The sequence below is a fragment of the Streptomyces sp. 3N207 genome (assembly GCF_052246355.1).
Lineage (GTDB): Bacteria > Actinomycetota > Actinomycetes > Streptomycetales > Streptomycetaceae > Streptomyces.
This window is the reverse complement of sequence record NZ_JBQQBV010000019.1, coordinates 1-15,150: the sequence shown is the minus strand read 5'-3', so window position 1 is coordinate 15,150 and position 15,150 is coordinate 1. Positions and strand designations below refer to the sequence as shown.

General features: G+C 71.7%; 12 protein-coding genes. 5 read left to right on the top strand and 7 right to left on the bottom strand.

Going from position 1 to position 15,150, the window contains the following annotated elements:
• The first annotated feature begins 304 nt into the window (after nucleotides 1–304).
• On the top strand, nucleotides 305–1,519 hold the full coding sequence (locus tag ACTWP9_RS26130; protein WP_443248727.1) for an amino acid deaminase/aldolase: 1,215 nt from the start codon (nucleotides 305–307) through the stop codon (nucleotides 1,517–1,519).
• Between the two features lie 39 nt (nucleotides 1,520–1,558).
• On the opposite strand, the gene ACTWP9_RS26125 is transcribed toward ACTWP9_RS26130, so the two are convergent.
• The 5 genes from ACTWP9_RS26125 to ACTWP9_RS26105 form a co-directional block, all read right to left on the bottom strand.
• The gene (locus ACTWP9_RS26125) at nucleotides 1,559–2,452 is read right to left on the bottom strand and encodes a DUF2510 domain-containing protein (RefSeq protein WP_443248853.1); all 894 of its coding nucleotides are present in this window, start codon (nucleotides 2,450–2,452) and stop codon (nucleotides 1,559–1,561) included.
• Nucleotides 2,453–2,518: 66 nt separating this feature from the next.
• Entirely contained in the window at nucleotides 2,519–3,829 is a 1,311-nt protein-coding gene (locus ACTWP9_RS26120; RefSeq protein ID WP_443248726.1) for an HAD family hydrolase, read from the bottom strand.
• A 262-nt stretch (nucleotides 3,830–4,091) separates the two neighbouring features.
• Nucleotides 4,092–4,886 (bottom strand): 3-oxoacyl-ACP reductase, encoded by a 795-nt coding sequence (locus ACTWP9_RS26115; RefSeq protein ID WP_443248725.1) that lies wholly within the window; start codon nucleotides 4,884–4,886, stop codon nucleotides 4,092–4,094.
• Entirely contained in the window at nucleotides 4,883–6,286 is a 1,404-nt protein-coding gene (locus tag ACTWP9_RS26110; RefSeq protein WP_443248724.1) for an aldehyde dehydrogenase family protein, read from the bottom strand. The genes ACTWP9_RS26115 and ACTWP9_RS26110 overlap by 4 nt, the downstream gene beginning before the upstream one ends.
• 32 nt (nucleotides 6,287–6,318) lie before the next feature.
• Complete coding sequence (locus ACTWP9_RS26105) at nucleotides 6,319–7,686, bottom strand: glutamine synthetase family protein (RefSeq protein WP_443248723.1); 1,368 nt, start codon at nucleotides 7,684–7,686, stop codon at nucleotides 6,319–6,321.
• A gap of 95 nt (nucleotides 7,687–7,781) precedes the next feature.
• Here ACTWP9_RS26105 and ACTWP9_RS26100 point away from each other — a divergent pair, with 95 nt between their 5' ends.
• The 3 genes from ACTWP9_RS26100 to ACTWP9_RS26090 all read left to right on the top strand — a co-directional run bounded on the left by ACTWP9_RS26100 (nucleotide 7,782) and on the right by ACTWP9_RS26090 (nucleotide 11,037).
• Complete coding sequence (locus ACTWP9_RS26100; RefSeq protein WP_443248722.1) at nucleotides 7,782–8,513, top strand: FadR/GntR family transcriptional regulator; 732 nt, start codon at nucleotides 7,782–7,784, stop codon at nucleotides 8,511–8,513.
• A 160-nt stretch (nucleotides 8,514–8,673) separates the two neighbouring features.
• A complete protein-coding gene (eat, locus tag ACTWP9_RS26095) occupies nucleotides 8,674–10,173 on the top strand; it encodes an ethanolamine permease (RefSeq protein WP_443248721.1) in 1,500 nt (499 codons plus the stop codon).
• Nucleotides 10,174–10,314: 141 nt separating this feature from the next.
• On the top strand, nucleotides 10,315–11,037 hold the full coding sequence (locus tag ACTWP9_RS26090; RefSeq protein WP_443248720.1) for a gamma-glutamyl-gamma-aminobutyrate hydrolase family protein: 723 nt from the start codon (nucleotides 10,315–10,317) through the stop codon (nucleotides 11,035–11,037).
• On the opposite strand, the gene ACTWP9_RS26085 is transcribed toward ACTWP9_RS26090, so the two are convergent.
• Nucleotides 11,027–11,947, bottom strand: a complete 921-nt coding sequence (locus tag ACTWP9_RS26085) for a LysR family transcriptional regulator (protein ID WP_443248719.1) — start codon at nucleotides 11,945–11,947, stop codon at nucleotides 11,027–11,029. The two genes, ACTWP9_RS26090 and ACTWP9_RS26085, sit on opposite strands and share 11 nt — an antisense overlap.
• Nucleotides 11,948–12,017: 70 nt before the next feature.
• Here ACTWP9_RS26085 and ACTWP9_RS26080 point away from each other — a divergent pair, with 70 nt between their 5' ends.
• The gene (locus ACTWP9_RS26080) at nucleotides 12,018–13,109 is read left to right on the top strand and encodes a TDT family transporter (protein ID WP_443248718.1); all 1,092 of its coding nucleotides are present in this window, start codon (nucleotides 12,018–12,020) and stop codon (nucleotides 13,107–13,109) included.
• 66 nt (nucleotides 13,110–13,175) lie between these two features.
• Here ACTWP9_RS26080 and ACTWP9_RS26075 read toward each other — a convergent pair whose 3' ends face one another.
• Nucleotides 13,176–14,762: a TROVE domain-containing protein gene (locus ACTWP9_RS26075; protein WP_443248717.1), complete on the bottom strand. Its 1,587-nt coding sequence runs from the start codon at nucleotides 14,760–14,762 to the stop codon at nucleotides 13,176–13,178.
• Nucleotides 14,763–15,150: the final 388 nt, after the last annotated feature.

Below are 15,150 nucleotides of genomic sequence, written 5' to 3'. Positions count from 1 at the left end.
TCCGCCCCGCACGAACGCCAGGCTGAGCAGGCATGTTCGTCGTGGCCACAGTGAACTGTTCGCCGCGGGCCGTCCGTCACGGCGCGCGGCGTCACTCTACGGTGCAGACCGGGAGGGACGGCAACCCGGCCGAGGTGGCGGTGACCACCGTGCCGAGGCGGCGGTGACCACCGTGCCGAGGCGACGGCGGGCGCCCTGCCGAGGCAGGCGAACACGCTCCCGTGCGGACTCGGCCGGGCCTTTCGGCGCCGGTCGCGGCGCTCCGGGGCTGGGCGGCGGCGGGCGCCTCTGGCAAGCTGCGAGGGTGTTCGATACGACTGCCGATCTCGCCGCCGTCCGCGCCCGGTACGACCGGGCGACCGCCCAGCTGGACGCGCCGCTCGCGCTGGTCGACCTGGCGGCGTTCGACGCCAACGCGGACGACCTCGTACGGCGTGCCGCGGGCAAGCCGGTGCGGGTGGCCACCAAGTCGGTGCGCTGCCGGGCGCTGTTGGAGCGCGTGCTGGCCAAGGACGGCTTCAGCGGGGTGATGAGCTACACCCTCGCCGAGTCGCTGTGGCTGGCCGGATCGGGCATCTCGGACGTACTGCTGGCCTACCCGTCGGCCGACCGTGCGGGGTACGCCGAGCTGGCGTCCGACCCCAAGCTGGCCGCGGCGGTGACCGTGATGGTGGACGACCCGGCGCAGCTCGCCCTGATCGACGCGGCGCGGGACGGCGGTGCCGAGCGGATCCGGGTCTGCCTCGAACTGGACACCTCGCTGCGGCTGTTGGCCGGCCGGCTCCGTGTCGGAGCCCGCCGTTCCCCGCTGCACTCCCCCGCCGAGCTGGCCGACCTGGCGCGTGCCGTCCGGCGTCGCCCCGGATTCCAGCTGGTGGGCGTGATGGCGTACGAGGGTCATGTGGCGGGCGTGGGGGACGCCGTCCCCGGCGCAGCCCTGCGCTCGCGCGCCGTACGGCTGATGCAGGCGGCGGCCAAACGCGAACTGGCGGCACGCCGCGCCGCCGCCGTCCGGGCCGTCCGTGCGGTGGCACCGGATCTGGAGTTCGTCAACGGCGGCGGTACGGGAAGCGTCCAGCACACGGCGGCCGAGGAGGCGGTGACGGAGATCGCGGCCGGCTCGGGGCTGTATACGCCGCTGCTGTTCGACAACTTCACCTCGTTCACCGGCCGCCCGGCCGCGCTGTTCGCCATGCCGGTGGTGCGCCGGCCCGGGGTGGGCGTTGTCACGGTGCTGGGCGGCGGCTATCCCGCCTCCGGTGCCGCGGGTCCCGACCGGCTGCCCCGCCCTTATCTGCCCGCCGGGCTGCGCTACGACCCCCAGGAAGGGCCCGGCGAGGTACAGACCCCGCTGCTGGGCCCGCCCGCCGACGATCTGCTGATCGGGGACAAGGTGTGGTTCCGGCACGCCAAGGCGGGCGAGCTGTGTGAACGGTTCGACATGCTGCACCTGGTTGAGGGCGACCGCGTGACCGGATCGGTGCCCACCTACCGGGGCGAGGGCAGGACATTCCTGTGACCGCGCCCCGGTCCCCGGGGGGCGGGACGGCGCCGTTGCTCAGACGGACTCGTGGTTTCCGTCGTCCTCCTCGCCGAGGCCGGTCTTGACGACGCCCTTGCGCAGCTTGTCCAGATCGGAGGCCGGGGGCGACTTCGGGGCGATGTCGGCGCTGCTCCACAGGGTGAGGGTCTCGTCCTCGATGTGCGGTGAGCGGAAGACGACTGCCTCGACCAGAGCGTCCGGTTCGAGCTTGTTCTCCACCCGCCAGCGGATGCGGTACCCGGGCTGACCGGCGACCGTGACCGCACCGGACCTGACGACCTTGCGCGAGGTGATCCCGCCGTACGCCTTCTTGGAGTACGCCTCCTTGGCGTTCTTGGCCACCTGGAGCTCGGTGGCCTTCTTCAGCGCTTTCTTGCCCTTCCAGCCGCCGGAGACGGGCAGCAGCTGGGCGCCGCCGCGCACGCAGTTGGTGTTCTGACCGGGGCACACGTACTCGGTCTTGTGGCTGACGAAGCTGGAGTCGGGGTTCGCCTGCTCCCACTCCTTGGGAAGCGTCAGCCCGACGCCGAGCTTCGGTTCCGGTACTACGTCGCCGGGGGACGTGCTCGGTGACGGGGTCTCCTCGTCCTTGGGCGGAGCGCTGTCGTCCGGCGCCGCGGAGGAGGAAGAGGAGGCGGAAGGGGCCGCCTTCGGCTTCTTGTCGTCCGAGCCGCCGCCCAGCAGCAGTACCCCGCCCACCGCGAGCGCGGCGGCCAGTACCACCGAGCCCACGATGCCCGCGATGAGCTGGCCCCGCCCGGCCCCCGCGCCGCCCGGGCCCGGCTGCGGGGGGACGCCCGCGCCGGGCCGGGTGTGGCTGGTCCAGGTACTGCCGTCCCACCAGCGGTCCTGAGGCGGGAGTTGAGGCGTCTGCCCGGGATCGGGGTACCAGCCGGGCGGGGTCGTCATGCTCACGGTCGCAGCCTATGGCACATTCGTACGACCCCGCGGGGTGCCCCTGCTACGCCTCCTTTGCTACGCCTCCTCGCCGTAGGCGGTGTCCTCCTGGTCCCGGATGATCGAACCGTCGCTCCTGCGCACCGGGCCGAGCGAACCGTCAGGGTTGGTGAAGCCCTCGGTGGCGCACGGGTACGGCTCCTTCTTGCGCGGCAGCGGCTCGATGAACATCGGGTTCACCGCCCAGCGACCGTCGGCGTCGTCGTAGCCCCGGCACATGAGCTCCGGCTTGTTGCGGTTGAGCGCGAGGTGGGTGCCCGTGGCGTCACCGACGAAGGTGACATCGGTGTCCGCGTCACCGCCGCCGATCGCGATGCGGTGCCGCCAGTCCTGCTGCTGCCAGGCCCGGGCGCCCTTGATGCCGAAGATGTCCTGGTTGATGACGCAGCGTTTGCCCTCGTTGTAGGGGATCACCTCGCCCTTGCTGCGGGGCATGCCGCCGCAGCCCTCGGTCCAGGGGGTGATCCTGCCGTGCTCGACGACGCTGCGGATGGCGAGGGTGTGCTTGCGGTCGATACCGACGCCGCTCGCCCACTCCTCCGCCACCGGCTCGGAGCCCGCGGAGACGATATAGACGTCGAACCCGGCCTTCTTGAGCGTACGGAGGAGATCCTTCTGCTGCTCGTAGTAGCGGCTGTAGGCGGGCACGGTGTGGGTGCCGACCTTCTGCTCGCTGCCGACGGGCGCCGCCAGGGCTTCGTCGCGGGCGGCCCGTGCGTAGGTGCGGAGCTCCTGGATTGTGTGCCCCGCGAAGAGTTGTGGGACCCAGGCGTACTCGGGAACGGTGCGCCGGTGGTTCCAGTTCCCCGCGAACGCCTTCTCGCCGCTCATCGTCTCGGCTTCGCCGCGCACCTGGAGGATCTCGTCGGCGCACGCGGCGTTGCTGGACGTGGGGAGGGGGTGCCCTACGTGTACGTCGGTGCCGCACGCCTTCGTGAGGGCCCGGTCGGCGGCAGGGGTGAGCCACTTGCTGGTGTCCGCCCAGTTCTTGGGGCGCAGGATCTTGTCGTGCTTGAGGGCCCAGGCGATGGTGGCGTCGGTCGAGTCGTTCTTGACGATGGTGTTGTCCCAGTCGAACGCGGCCACCGGGCGGGCCCCGTGCTTGCCGCCCCGCCGATGGGCGGAGCATTTTCCGCGTTCGTCGATGGTGCGTTGCAGCTTGGCGCGGTTGTCCCCGTGCCATGTCAGCTTCGCTGAAAGTCGCGGGCAATCCTGTGTGGCCACTTTCGCCTTGTGGGCGGTGTGCGCTTGGGCTGGGGCGGCGGGTGTGAGGGTTGCGGCGAGGGCCGCGGCCGTGGTGACAGTGGTCAGGACGGATCTGCTGCGCATTTTTGGCGCCCCTCCTGTGTGATCGACAGTGACTTTGTGCACGCTACATCTAATTGCGCGGAGCGCGTCGTGTGAGGGGGTACGCCATGAGGGGGCCGTCGCTTGTGGGGGGGGCACGCCTCGTTTCGTTTTCGGCTGCCGCCGACAGGTCGTGTCGGGGGCTCCGCCCCAACGCCGGTCCGGCGAGGACCGGGGGTTTGGGGGCGGAGCCCCCCAACAGACGGAGGCGGCCCGCGGAGCCCTCAAGTAATGGAGGCGGCGGTCACAGAGGTGTGACGTAGGCGCCTGCGATGCCGCCGTCGACCAGGAACTCCGCGGCGTTCACAAAGGACGCATCGTCGCTCGCCAGGAACGCAACCGCCGCCGCGATCTCCTCGGCCTCGGCAAACCGCCCCACGGGCACATGCACCAGCCGCCGCTGTGCCCGCTCAGGGTCCTTGGCGAAGAGTTCTTTGAGGAGGGGGGTGTTGACCGGCCCGGGGCACAGCGCGTTGACCCGGATGCCCTCACGCGCGAACTGGACGCCGAGTTCGCGCGACATGGCAAGCACCCCGCCCTTGGATGCGGTGTAGCTGATCTGCGAAGTGGCGGCGCCCATCACGGCCACGAACGACGCCGTGTTGATGATGGAGCCCCGGCCCTGCTCCCGCATGTACGGCAGTACGGCCTTGCAGCACAGATACACCGACGTCAGGTTGACGTGCTGCACGCGCTGCCAGGCGTCCAGTCCGGTCTCCAGGATGGAGTCGTCGTCGGGCGGCGAGATGCCCGCGTTGTTGAAGGCGATGTCGACGGAGCCGTACGTCTCGTTCGCGGTGCGGAAGAGCGCCTCGACCTGCTCGGGGTCGGTGACGTCGGCCTGGACGTACAGGCCGCCGGTCTCCGCGGCGGCAGCCTCCCCGCGCTCGTCGTCGACGTCGGCGCAGACGACATGGGCTCCCTCGGACGCGAGGCGGCGGGCGGTCGCAAGACCGATGCCGCTGCCCGCGCCGGTGACGACGGCCGTACGCCCGACCAGGCGACGGCACACAACGGTCTCGGAGTCGGTGGCGCTCACTGGCTCTCCTCGGTGCTGATGAAGACGTTCTTCGTTTCGGTGAAGGCGGCGAGCGCGTCGGGGCCGAGCTCGCGGCCGAGTCCGGACTGCTTGTAGCCGCCGAACGGGGTGGAGTAGCGCACGCTGCTGTGCGAGTTGACGGAGAGGTTCCCGGCCGCGACCCCGCGGGAGAGCCGCAGGGCGCGGGCGACATCGCGGGTCCACACGGAGCCGGAGAGCCCGTAGTCGGTGTCGTTGGCGAGCCGTACCGCCTCGTCCTCGTCGTCGAAGGGGATGACGACGGCGACGGGGCCGAAGACCTCCTCCACCGCGGCCCGCTCCCCCGCAGCGCCTTCCAGCACGGTGGCGGGGTACCAGAAGCCGGGTCCTTCGGGGACGCTGCCGCGGATGAGTGCGGGCGTGTCCTCGGGTACGTATCCGCGTACGCGCTCGAGGTGGCGGGCCGAGATGAGCGGCCCCATGGAGGTGGTGCTGTCGGCGGGGTTGCCGGCCCGGAAGGCGTGCACCTCCGGCTCCAGGAGTTCCAGGAACCGGTCGTACGCGGTGCGCTGGACGAGGATGCGGCTGCGGGCGCAGCAGTCCTGGCCGGTGTTGTCGAGGAAGGAGCCGGGCGCGGTGGCCGCTGCGCGCTCCAGGTCGGCGTCGGCGAAGACGATGTTGGGGCTCTTGCCGCCGAGTTCGAGCGTCACGCGCTTCACGGACGCCGCGCACTGGGCCATGATGCGCTTGCCGACGGCGGTGGAGCCGGTGAAGACGACCTTGGCGACGCGCGGATGCTCGACCAGCGCGGTACCGGTGACGGGCCCCTCGCCCGGCAGCACCTGGAAGAGTCCCTCGGGCAGCCCGGCCTCCAGCGCCAGCTCGGCCAGCCGCAGTGCGGTCAGCGGGGTGCTCTCGGCGGGCTTGAGGAGCACCGCGTTACCGGCCGCCAGCGCGGGCGCGGTGCCCCAGGCGGCGATCGGCATGGGGAAGTTCCACGGCGCGATGACGGCGACCACGCCCAGTGGTTCGGCGAAGGTGAGGTTGACGCCGCCGGCCACCGGGATCTGCTGCCCCGTCAGCCGCTCGACGCCGCCCGCGGAGTAGTCGAGCAGGTCGCGGACGTTGCTCGCCTCCCAGCAGGCGTTGCCCAGCGGGTGCCCGGCCTCGCGCATCTCCAGGACGCCGAGCTCCTCGATGTGCCCGTCGACCACGGAGGCGAACCGGCGCAGCAGCCGGGCCCGGTCGGCGGGCGGCAGCGCGGCCCAGGCCGTCTGCGCCGCTACGGCCCGGCCGACCGCGCGGTCGACCTCCTCGGGGGTGGTGACGGGGACGGTGGTGATCAGCTCCTCCGTCGCCGGGTTGACGACCTCGAGCTTTTCGGCCGGTGTTCCGGCGGTTTCCTCTTGCTCGTGCTGCACTGCGGTGAAGTCCTTACCTGCGCTCGGGAGACTTACATGCGTTCGAAGGAGCGGTAGCGCTCCCAGTCCGTCACAGCGGTGTCGAAGGCCCGCTGTTCCACCCGGGCCATATTGAGGTAGTGGTCCACCACTTCGGTACCGAACGCCTCGCGGGCCGGCGTGCTCTCCTGCCACAACGCGGCGGCCTCACGCAGTGTGGTGGGTACGTGCGCGGCGTCACCGGTGTAGGCGTTTCCGGTGCAGGGCGCCGGGAGCTCCAGTTTGTTGTCGATGCCGTGCAGCCCGGCCGCGATCATTCCGGCGACGGCCAGGTAGGGGTTGACGTCGCCGCCCGGTACCCGGTTCTCCAGCCGGTGCCCGTGGCCGTGGCCGATGACGCGCAGCGCGCAGGTGCGGTTGTCGGGTCCCCAGGCGACGGCGGTGGGGGCGAAGGATCCGGGCTGGAAGCGCTTGTAGGAGTTGATGTTCGGCGCGTACAGCAGGGTGAACTCCCGTAGCGCGGCGAGCTGTCCGGCCAGGAAGTGCCGCATCAGGGGCGACATGCCGTGCTCGCCCTGTTCGTCGGCGAGGACGGCGCGACCCTCCTCGTCGCGCAGCGAGAGGTGGATGTGGCAGGAGTTGCCCTCGCGCTCGTCGTACTTGGCCATGAAGGTGAGCGCCTGGCCCTCCTGCGCGGCGATCTCCTTGGCGCCCGTCTTGTAGATGACGTGCTGGTCACAGGTGGTGAGCGCGTCGGCGTAGCGGAAGGCGATCTCGTGCTGGCCCAGATTGCACTCGCCCTTGGCCGACTCGACGACCATGCCGGCTGCGGCCATCTCGTTGCGGATGCGGCGCAGCAGGGGCTCGACGCGTCCGGTGCCGAGGATGGAGTAGTCGACGTTGTACTGGTTGGCGGGGGTCAGGCCCCGGTAGGCGCTGTCCCAAGCCTGTTCGTAGGTGTCCTGGAAGACCATGAACTCCAGCTCGGTGCCCACATACGCGTGCCAGCCGCGCTCGGCGAGCCGGTCGAGCTGGCGCTGGAGGATCTGCCGCGGCGAGGCGACGACGGGCGAGCCGTCGTGCCAGGCCAGATCGGCGGTGAGCAGCGCGGTGCCGGGGTTCCAGGGGATGCGGCGCAGGGTGGCGGTGTCGCCGTGCATGGCGAAGTCGCCGTAACCGCGCTCCCAGGAGGACATCTCGTAGCCGTCGACGGTGTTGAGTTCCACATCGACGGCGAGCAGATAGTTGCATCCCTCGGTGCCGCCGTCGAGTACGTCGTTGAGGAAGTAGGGCGCGGCGAACCGCTTTCCCTGGAGGCGTCCTTGCATATCGGTGAAGGCCAGGACGACGGTGTCGATCTCGCCCGCGTCGACGAGTCTCCTCAGCTCGGACACGGCGAGCGATGGTGTGCGATCTGCCACGAGTGGGCCTCCTGTCGGTCCGCGGAAGCCATAAGGTAGCCGTGCAGACCTTTGAAACGGAAGAGGGTCAGGGTCATCGAAACGGGAGGGGTTCCATGCCGGAGGACGACAGGCTGGCCACGGTGCTGCGTACCGTACACGCGGGCAACGGCTTCGAAGAGGCGCTGGAACAGATCCTTCAGATCGTCCGGCTGGGCCTGGTCGCCGAGGGCGAGCGGCTGCCCGCCGAGCGGGAGCTGGCCGAACGGCTCGGCATCAGCCGCGTCACCCTGCGCGAAGCGCTCAAAGTGCTGGCCGAGCAGGGCGTGGTGGAGAGCAGGCGCGGCCGGTACGGCGGCACCTTCGTACTCCCCCAGCCGGTCAACGGCGAGACCGAAGAGGCAGCACTGGGACGGGTACGGCTGCCGGCCGGGGCGCCTGACCTGGCCGACACCCTCACCTTCCGCGAGGTCCTGGAGGCGGGCGCCGCCGAGTTGTGCGCCACCCGCGGGCTGTCCGCGGCTCAGGCCGCCCGGCTGCGGGAAGCGCTGGACGCCACCCGTGAAGCGACGCCGGGCGACTACCGCAGACGCGACACGCTGCTGCATCTGACCCTGGTGGAGCTGGCCGGCTCCCCCTCGCTGACCGCGCAGTACGCCGCCGTACGGGCCAAGCTCAACGATCTGCTGAACCGCATCCCGCTGTTGGTGCGGAACCTGGAGCACGCCCAGCAGCAGCACGCGGCACTGGTGGCCGCCGTGCTGGAGCGGGACGGCGAGGGCGCCCGGGCCATCGCCCGCGAGCACTGCGCGGGTACGGCCTCACTGCTGCGGGGATTCCTGACGTAGGGCGGATACGGGCAACGGAGGGGGCCTGTCCAGTATGCCCCTCTATGCCGTGCAATGCCGGTTGCGGTTACAGCTCCTTCACGCACAAGGGTTGCGCCCGGCCGCCTCCGGCCACAAAGGTATGCCAGCACACCAATGGATGACCGCGGGAGTGTGGCCCATGACCGAACAGTCCGAGTCCCCCACCCGGGACAGCACCCCGAGCACCCCGAGCACCTCGGGCCCCCCGGACGGCCAGGCCGCGCGGCCCGATCCGGACGCGGCGTATCTGGAGCGCCGTACGCTGCGGCGCGGCAGCGCCGGTCCCCTGCTGCTGACCGGGCTCGGGGTCGCCTACGTCGTCTCCGGCGACTACTCCGGCTGGAACGCGGGGCTGGCCGAGGGCGGCTTCGGCGGACTGGCCGTCGCCGCCGTGCTGATGGGCCTGATGTACACCTGCATGGTCTTCGCGCTGGCCGAGCTGTCCGCGATCCTGCCCACGGCAGGCGGCGGATACGGCTTCGCGCGGCGCGCCCTGGGCCCGTGGGGCGGCTTCCTGACCGGTACCGCCATCCTTATCGAGTACGTCCTCGCACCGGCCGCCATCGTCTGTTTCATCGGCGACTACATCGAATCCCTCGGCCTGTTCGGACTGGAGTCCAGCTGGCCCGTCTACCTCGTGTGCTTCGCCCTCTTCATCGGCGTCCACCTGTGGGGCGTCGGCGAGGCACTGCGCTTCTCGCTCATCGTGACCGCCATCGCGGTCGCCGCGCTGCTGGTGTTCGTCCTCGGCGCCCTCACCGAGTTCCACACCAGCGCGCTGAACGATATCCCCGTGGACCACGGCGCCTTCGGCTCCGGCTCCTGGCTGCCGTTCGGCCTGCTCGGCATCTGGGCGGCGTTCCCGTTCGGCATGTGGTTCTTCCTCGGCGTCGAGGGCGTACCGCTGGCCGCCGAGGAGACCCGCGATCCCGCCCGTACGCTGCCGAAGGCCATGGCCTGGTCGATGGGCATTCTGCTGCTGCTGGCGCTGCTCACCTTCGTGACCGCCACCGGGGCGCGGGGCTCGGCGGCCATCCAGGACGTCGGCAACCCGCTGGTCGAGGCTCTGGAGCCGGACGGCAAGGCCACCGCGCTCTCCCGCGTCGTCAACTACGCGGGGCTGGCCGGTCTGGTCGCCTCGTTCTTCTCCCTCATCTTCGCCGGCTCCCGCCAGCTCTTCGCCCTCTCCCGGGCGGGCTATCTGCCCCGCTTCCTCTCCCTCACCAGCCGCCGCAAGGCGCCCTACCTCGGCCTGCTGCTGCCCGGAGCGCTGGGCTTCGCCCTCGCCGCGAGCAGCGGGGACGGCGCGACGATGCTGAACATCGCGGTCTTCGGCGCCACCATCTCCTACGCGCTGATGTCGCTCTCCCACATCGTGCTGCGCAAGCGTGAGCCCCACCTGGACCGCCCCTACCGCACCCCGGGCGGCGTACTGACGTCCTCCGTCGCCCTGGTCCTGGCCCTCGCAGCGCTGGTGGCCACCTTCCTGGTCGACAAGCAGGCAGCATTGATCGCCCTGGCCGTCTACGCGGTCGCGATCGCCTACTTCGCCCTCTACTCCCGGCACCATCTGGTGGCAGCGGCCCCGGAGGAAGAGTTCGCAGCACTGGCCAAGGCGGAAGAAGAACTGAAGGACTAGGACTTGCGGCGCCCCGTAAGGGGCGCGGGGAACTGCTCCCCCAGCCTCCGGCCGGGAGGTGCCCCCACAGCCACGACGCACCCGCAGAAGCCAACGCACCGCACCAACACGCGCCCAATGCGCCCTCCGCGAAGGAGAACCGTGGCACCACCCCTCATCGGCATCACCACCTACCTCGAAGCCTCGGCCCGCTGGGGCGACTGGCACCTGCCCGCAGCGCTCCTGCCGGCCGGCTACCACCGCATGGCGCAGCAGGCCGGCGCCCGCGCAGTGCTCCTCCCGCCCGACGACGACCCCGCGGCAGCAGCGGACACCCTCTCCCGCCTCGACGGCCTCGTCACGGCGGGCGGCCCCGACATCGACCCGCCCCGCTACGGCGCCGACCGCGAGCCGCGCACCGGTCCCGCGTACCCCGAACGCGACGCCTGGGAGCTGGCCCTCACCCGCGAGGCACTGGCCCGGCGCATTCCTCTGCTGGCCGTCTGCCGGGGCATGCAGATCCTCAACGTCGCGCTGGGCGGCAGCCTCGTCCAGCACATGCCCACCACGGAAGCGCACCGCGGCGCCCCCGGCGTCTTCACCCCCCACGACGTCACCCCCGTCCCCGGCACCCTGCTCGCCAAGGTGCTGGAGGACGAGGCGACCGTCTCCGTACCGACGTACCACCACCAGGCGGTGGACAGGCTCGGCGAGGGCCTCGTCGCCACCGCACACGCAGCCCACGACGGCACCGTCGAAGCTCTCGAACTCCCGGGCACCGTCGGTCACTTCGTACTGGGCGTCCAGTGGCACCCGGAGGCAGGCGAGGACCTCCGGCTGATGCAGGCCCTGGTCAGCGCGGCGGCATCCGGCGTCAGCGGGTGAGGGCCAGCAGCTGACGTGCGGGCCCCGTGGGTCTTGATCCGCGGGGCCAGACCGCCCGCAGCGCGCGGCCGAGTTCGGGCCCGGCCACCGTGACCTCGGTCAACCGTCGCGCCGACAGCTCCTCGCCCACCGCCAGTTCGCTGAGCACGGCGGGGCCCGCGCCGCTGACTGCCGCCGCCTTGACGGCCGTGGTGGAGGCCAGTTCCAGCAGCGGCGGCGCCAGCCCGCCGTGTTCGGCGAGCGCGGCGTCCAGGACCTGCCGCGTACCGGAGCCCGGCTCGCGCAGCACCAGCCCGGCGGCGGCCAGTTCGTGCAGCCCGACCGGCTTGCGGCGCCGGGTCCACGGGTGGCCGGGGGCCGCGACGACGAGCAGCCGGTCACGGGCGATGACGGTACCGTCCAGCCCGGGCGGCACCCCCAGCCCCTCGACGAAGCCCAGGTCGGCCTCCGTGTCCAGGACCATACGGGCCACGGCCGCGCTGTTGCCCGCGCGCAGCGAGACGGCGGTGTCCGGCCGCTCGGTCCGCAGCGCGATCAGCCAGCCGGGCAGCAGATACTCCGCGATCGTCATGGAAGCCGCGACGGTCAGCCGGGAGTCGCGGCGGTCGCGCAGCGCACTGACGCCCGCGTCGAAGGACTCGGCGGACTCCACGATGCGCCGCGCCCAGTCGGTGACCAGCACGCCGGCTGCCGTCAGCCGCGAGCCGCGCGGTGAGCGCTCCAGCAGGGTGACGCCCAGCATCCGTTCCATGGAGCGGATACGGCCGCTGGCCGCGGGCTGGCTCACGCCCCTCTCGCGGGCAGCGCGTCCCAGGCTGCCGAGCCGGGCGACGGCCAGCAACAGCTCCAGCGCCCCCAGGTCCGGCACCCGGTGTGCCAGCCCACCGGGCACACCCTCCGCTTCACTCATAGGCCCAGCTTATGCCCTCATAGGGGCACGCTCTCTGGCCGTTCGGCCCGCCCGGGACGAGCGTGAGTACATGACCGCATCCGTACGCGCCACCACCGGCGCCCCGACCCCGGCCCCGGCCGCGAAACTGAGCGCTTCCGCCCCCGCCCGGCTGCGCGCGCTGGGCCCGAACTGGTACGCGGCGGTGATGGGCACCGCCATCGTCCCCGCCGCCGGCACCACGCTGCCCGTCCAGCCGCCGCACGCCGTGCTGGACGGCCTATGGACGCTGGCGGCGGCGGGGCTGCTGGTGCTGCTGGTGGCCCGCGCCGGGCACTGGCTGCGGCACCGGGACCGGGCCCGCGCCCAGCTGCTCGATCCGGAAGTGGCCCCGTTCTACGGCTGCCTGGCGATGGCGCTGCTGGCCGTGGGCGGCGGGGCACTGGCGCTCCGGGTGCCGGGGGCCGTGGGCATCGATGCGGCGCTGTGGGCGGCCGGTACGGCGGTGGGGCTGGTGGCGACGGTGGCCGTGCCGTATCTGATGATCACCCGGCATGATGTGCGGCCGGGCAGCGCCAGCCCGGTGTGGCTGCTGCCGGTGGTGGCGCCGATGGTCTCCGCGGCGCTCGGCCCGCCGCTGGCGGCGCAGCTGCCCGCGGGGCAGCCGAGGCAGACGATGCTGCTGGGCTCCTTCGCGCTCTTCGGGATGAGCCTGCTGGCAACACTGCTGATCCTGCCGCTGGTCTTCGCGCGGCTCCTGCACGACGGCCCGTTGCCGGTGCCGAGGACGCCGGTGCTCTTCCTCGTCCTCGGCCCGCTGGGGCAGTCGGCGACAGCGCTGGGCAACCTTGCCGACATCGAGCCCGGCTCCTTCGGGGCGCTGTCGGTGCTGTACGGGGTGCCGGTGCTCGGTTTCGCCCTGCTGTGGCTCGCGCTGTCCGCCGCGCTGGTGGTGCGGGCCGCGCGGCAGGGAATGCGTTTCTCCCTGACCTGGTGGGCTTTCACCTTTCCCGTTGGCACCTGTGTGACCGGAGCCGCGGCAGTGTGGCGGCACACCGGTGCCGATGCCTTCGGCTGGCTGGCAACAGGGCTGTACGCACTGCTGGTGGCTGCCTGGGCCACGGCTGCCGTACGGACCGTGCGCGGGCTGGTCAGCGGAGCGCTGCTCCCCGTGTCCCGGTGAGGGACGGCACGAGCGAGACGACAGACCTGCATGTCATCGTCTGCACTCCATGCCGCCCCTCAGGGGCTACGTGCCGCTCTCCCACGGCCACCCGACGGCCCCCTCGCCCTCGGCCAGCATCGCCATCATGGTGAACAGCTTGTCGGAGAAGCCCCCGATCTCGAAGCGGTTGGGCCGCGAGGTGTCCAGCGCGGACGGCGCGTACCCGGAGGTGTTGACGCCGAACACCGGCACGGAGGCCGGCACCGCCTCGGAGACCGAGACGCCACGCGCTCCGTTCCCCGGGTAGTGGAACGCCTGCATGTCCGAGACGATCACGACCCGGTCGTGGCCGTCGAAGGTCGCCCGCAGCGCCGCCACCGTCTCCGTGCCGTACCCGACCTCACCCAGCCGGGAGCGGAACGCCTCGATGGCCGGGAGCACCGAGCCGCCCCGGGGCAGCTCGTGCCGGAAGTGCCCGTTGGCGAACCCGTACATCTCCACCTGCTCACCGCGGTGTGCGAGCGTGGCGCCGAACAGCGCGCCCACGTCCGCATGCGTGACGCTGGAGCGTGCCGAGACCGAGCCCTGCATGGAGCCCGAGGAGTCGACGAGCAGCAGCGTACGGCCGGGCAGCGACGGGACGTTCGCGGTGGAGGCGGCGAGTGCCTGCTCCAGCGCGTGCGCCCAGCGCAGCGACGGAGCGGCGCGGTACGCGGACAGGAAGCGGTACGGGAACTGCCGGGAGCGGGCGATCTGCTCCGGGTCCCGCAGCCGGTCGAGGACCTGCTGCGCCGCCTCGTCCGAGACACCGGCGCGGTCGAAGTTACGCAGGTTGCGCAGCTGGGCCATCAGCCCCATCGAGGGCAGCACGGCCTCCCACGCCGCCGCGTCCATCGGGCCCTGGAGCCAGCCCGCCAGCGCCTCCCAGGTCATTCCGGCGCGAGCGAGAACGGCGGGCCCTTCCGACCGGGTGGGCACGTACTGCCTGTCGGCGGCAGGGACCGCCATCAGCTCGGCGCGGGCCGCCACCGTCGGCAGTGCCTCGGGGATCTGCGCGTCGCGGCCGTGCCTGCGGTCGATCGCGTGCCGGAACAGCTCGCCCTGCCACGGCTTGTCCGGGTCGGGCGCGGCGTGGATCAGCTCCAGCACGTCGCCGAACCGGAAGGCGTGGCTGTCGGTGTCGTACTTCAGCAGCGCCTTCTCGTTGTAGAGCCGGCGCACCGCGTCGCCGAGGCCCCGCTTGACGGGCTTGGGAACGGCGCGGCCGAACGTGGCCGTCCAGTAGGCCAGGAACTCGCCCGGCTCGTCGGCGCGTCGGCAGGCGGCGGCCACGATCTCGCGGTTGTCGCCGTGCTTGCCCTCGGCCAGCCGCGCCCAGACGGCGTGCGCGGCGGCGACCAGCGAGGCGGAGCGCATCTGCGCCTCGTCACGCAGCCACGCCACGAAGCGGGCCGTCCAGGGGCCGTCCTCGACGGCGACGGTGTGCACGAGGTCCGCGTACCGGTTGTCGCGGTCGGCGGCCGACTCGTAGAAGGTGTCCTCACCGACCATGTTCACCACGGCGAGCAGTACGAGCTCGGACTTGGCATCCCGTACGTACGCCTTGCCACCCTCGTGGGTGACGGTGAGCGCGTTGCGCGCATGCGTGTGCTGCTTGTTGAACTTGCTCATGATTCCCCCGAATTGCCTGCACAGTGCGTGGAACGGCATGCGCCTCGGGGAAAAGCAGGCGTGCGGCATTCCGGAAGCGCCCGAGGACTGAGGACGGACGACGGGCCGGTTCATGGAAAGTGAAGTAACCGTCGTCCACGCACCGGGCGCTCCGGCGTGTGCCGAGCACGCCTCCCGAGATCGGATGCGACGACGGGTTTCAGGATTCGAACCTGTTCTGCCAAAGAAGTAACCGTCGTCTGCGCACCGGGAGGTGCGTTCGTTCACACCCACGACGGTAGGGCGTGACCGGCGGCGCGTCATATGAATTTCCGCGCCCGGCCGGCCCGGCCGGCCCGGCCGGCCCGGCATGGAAGAGCGGCCCCGGCCCGCGCATCCAGGTGCGCGG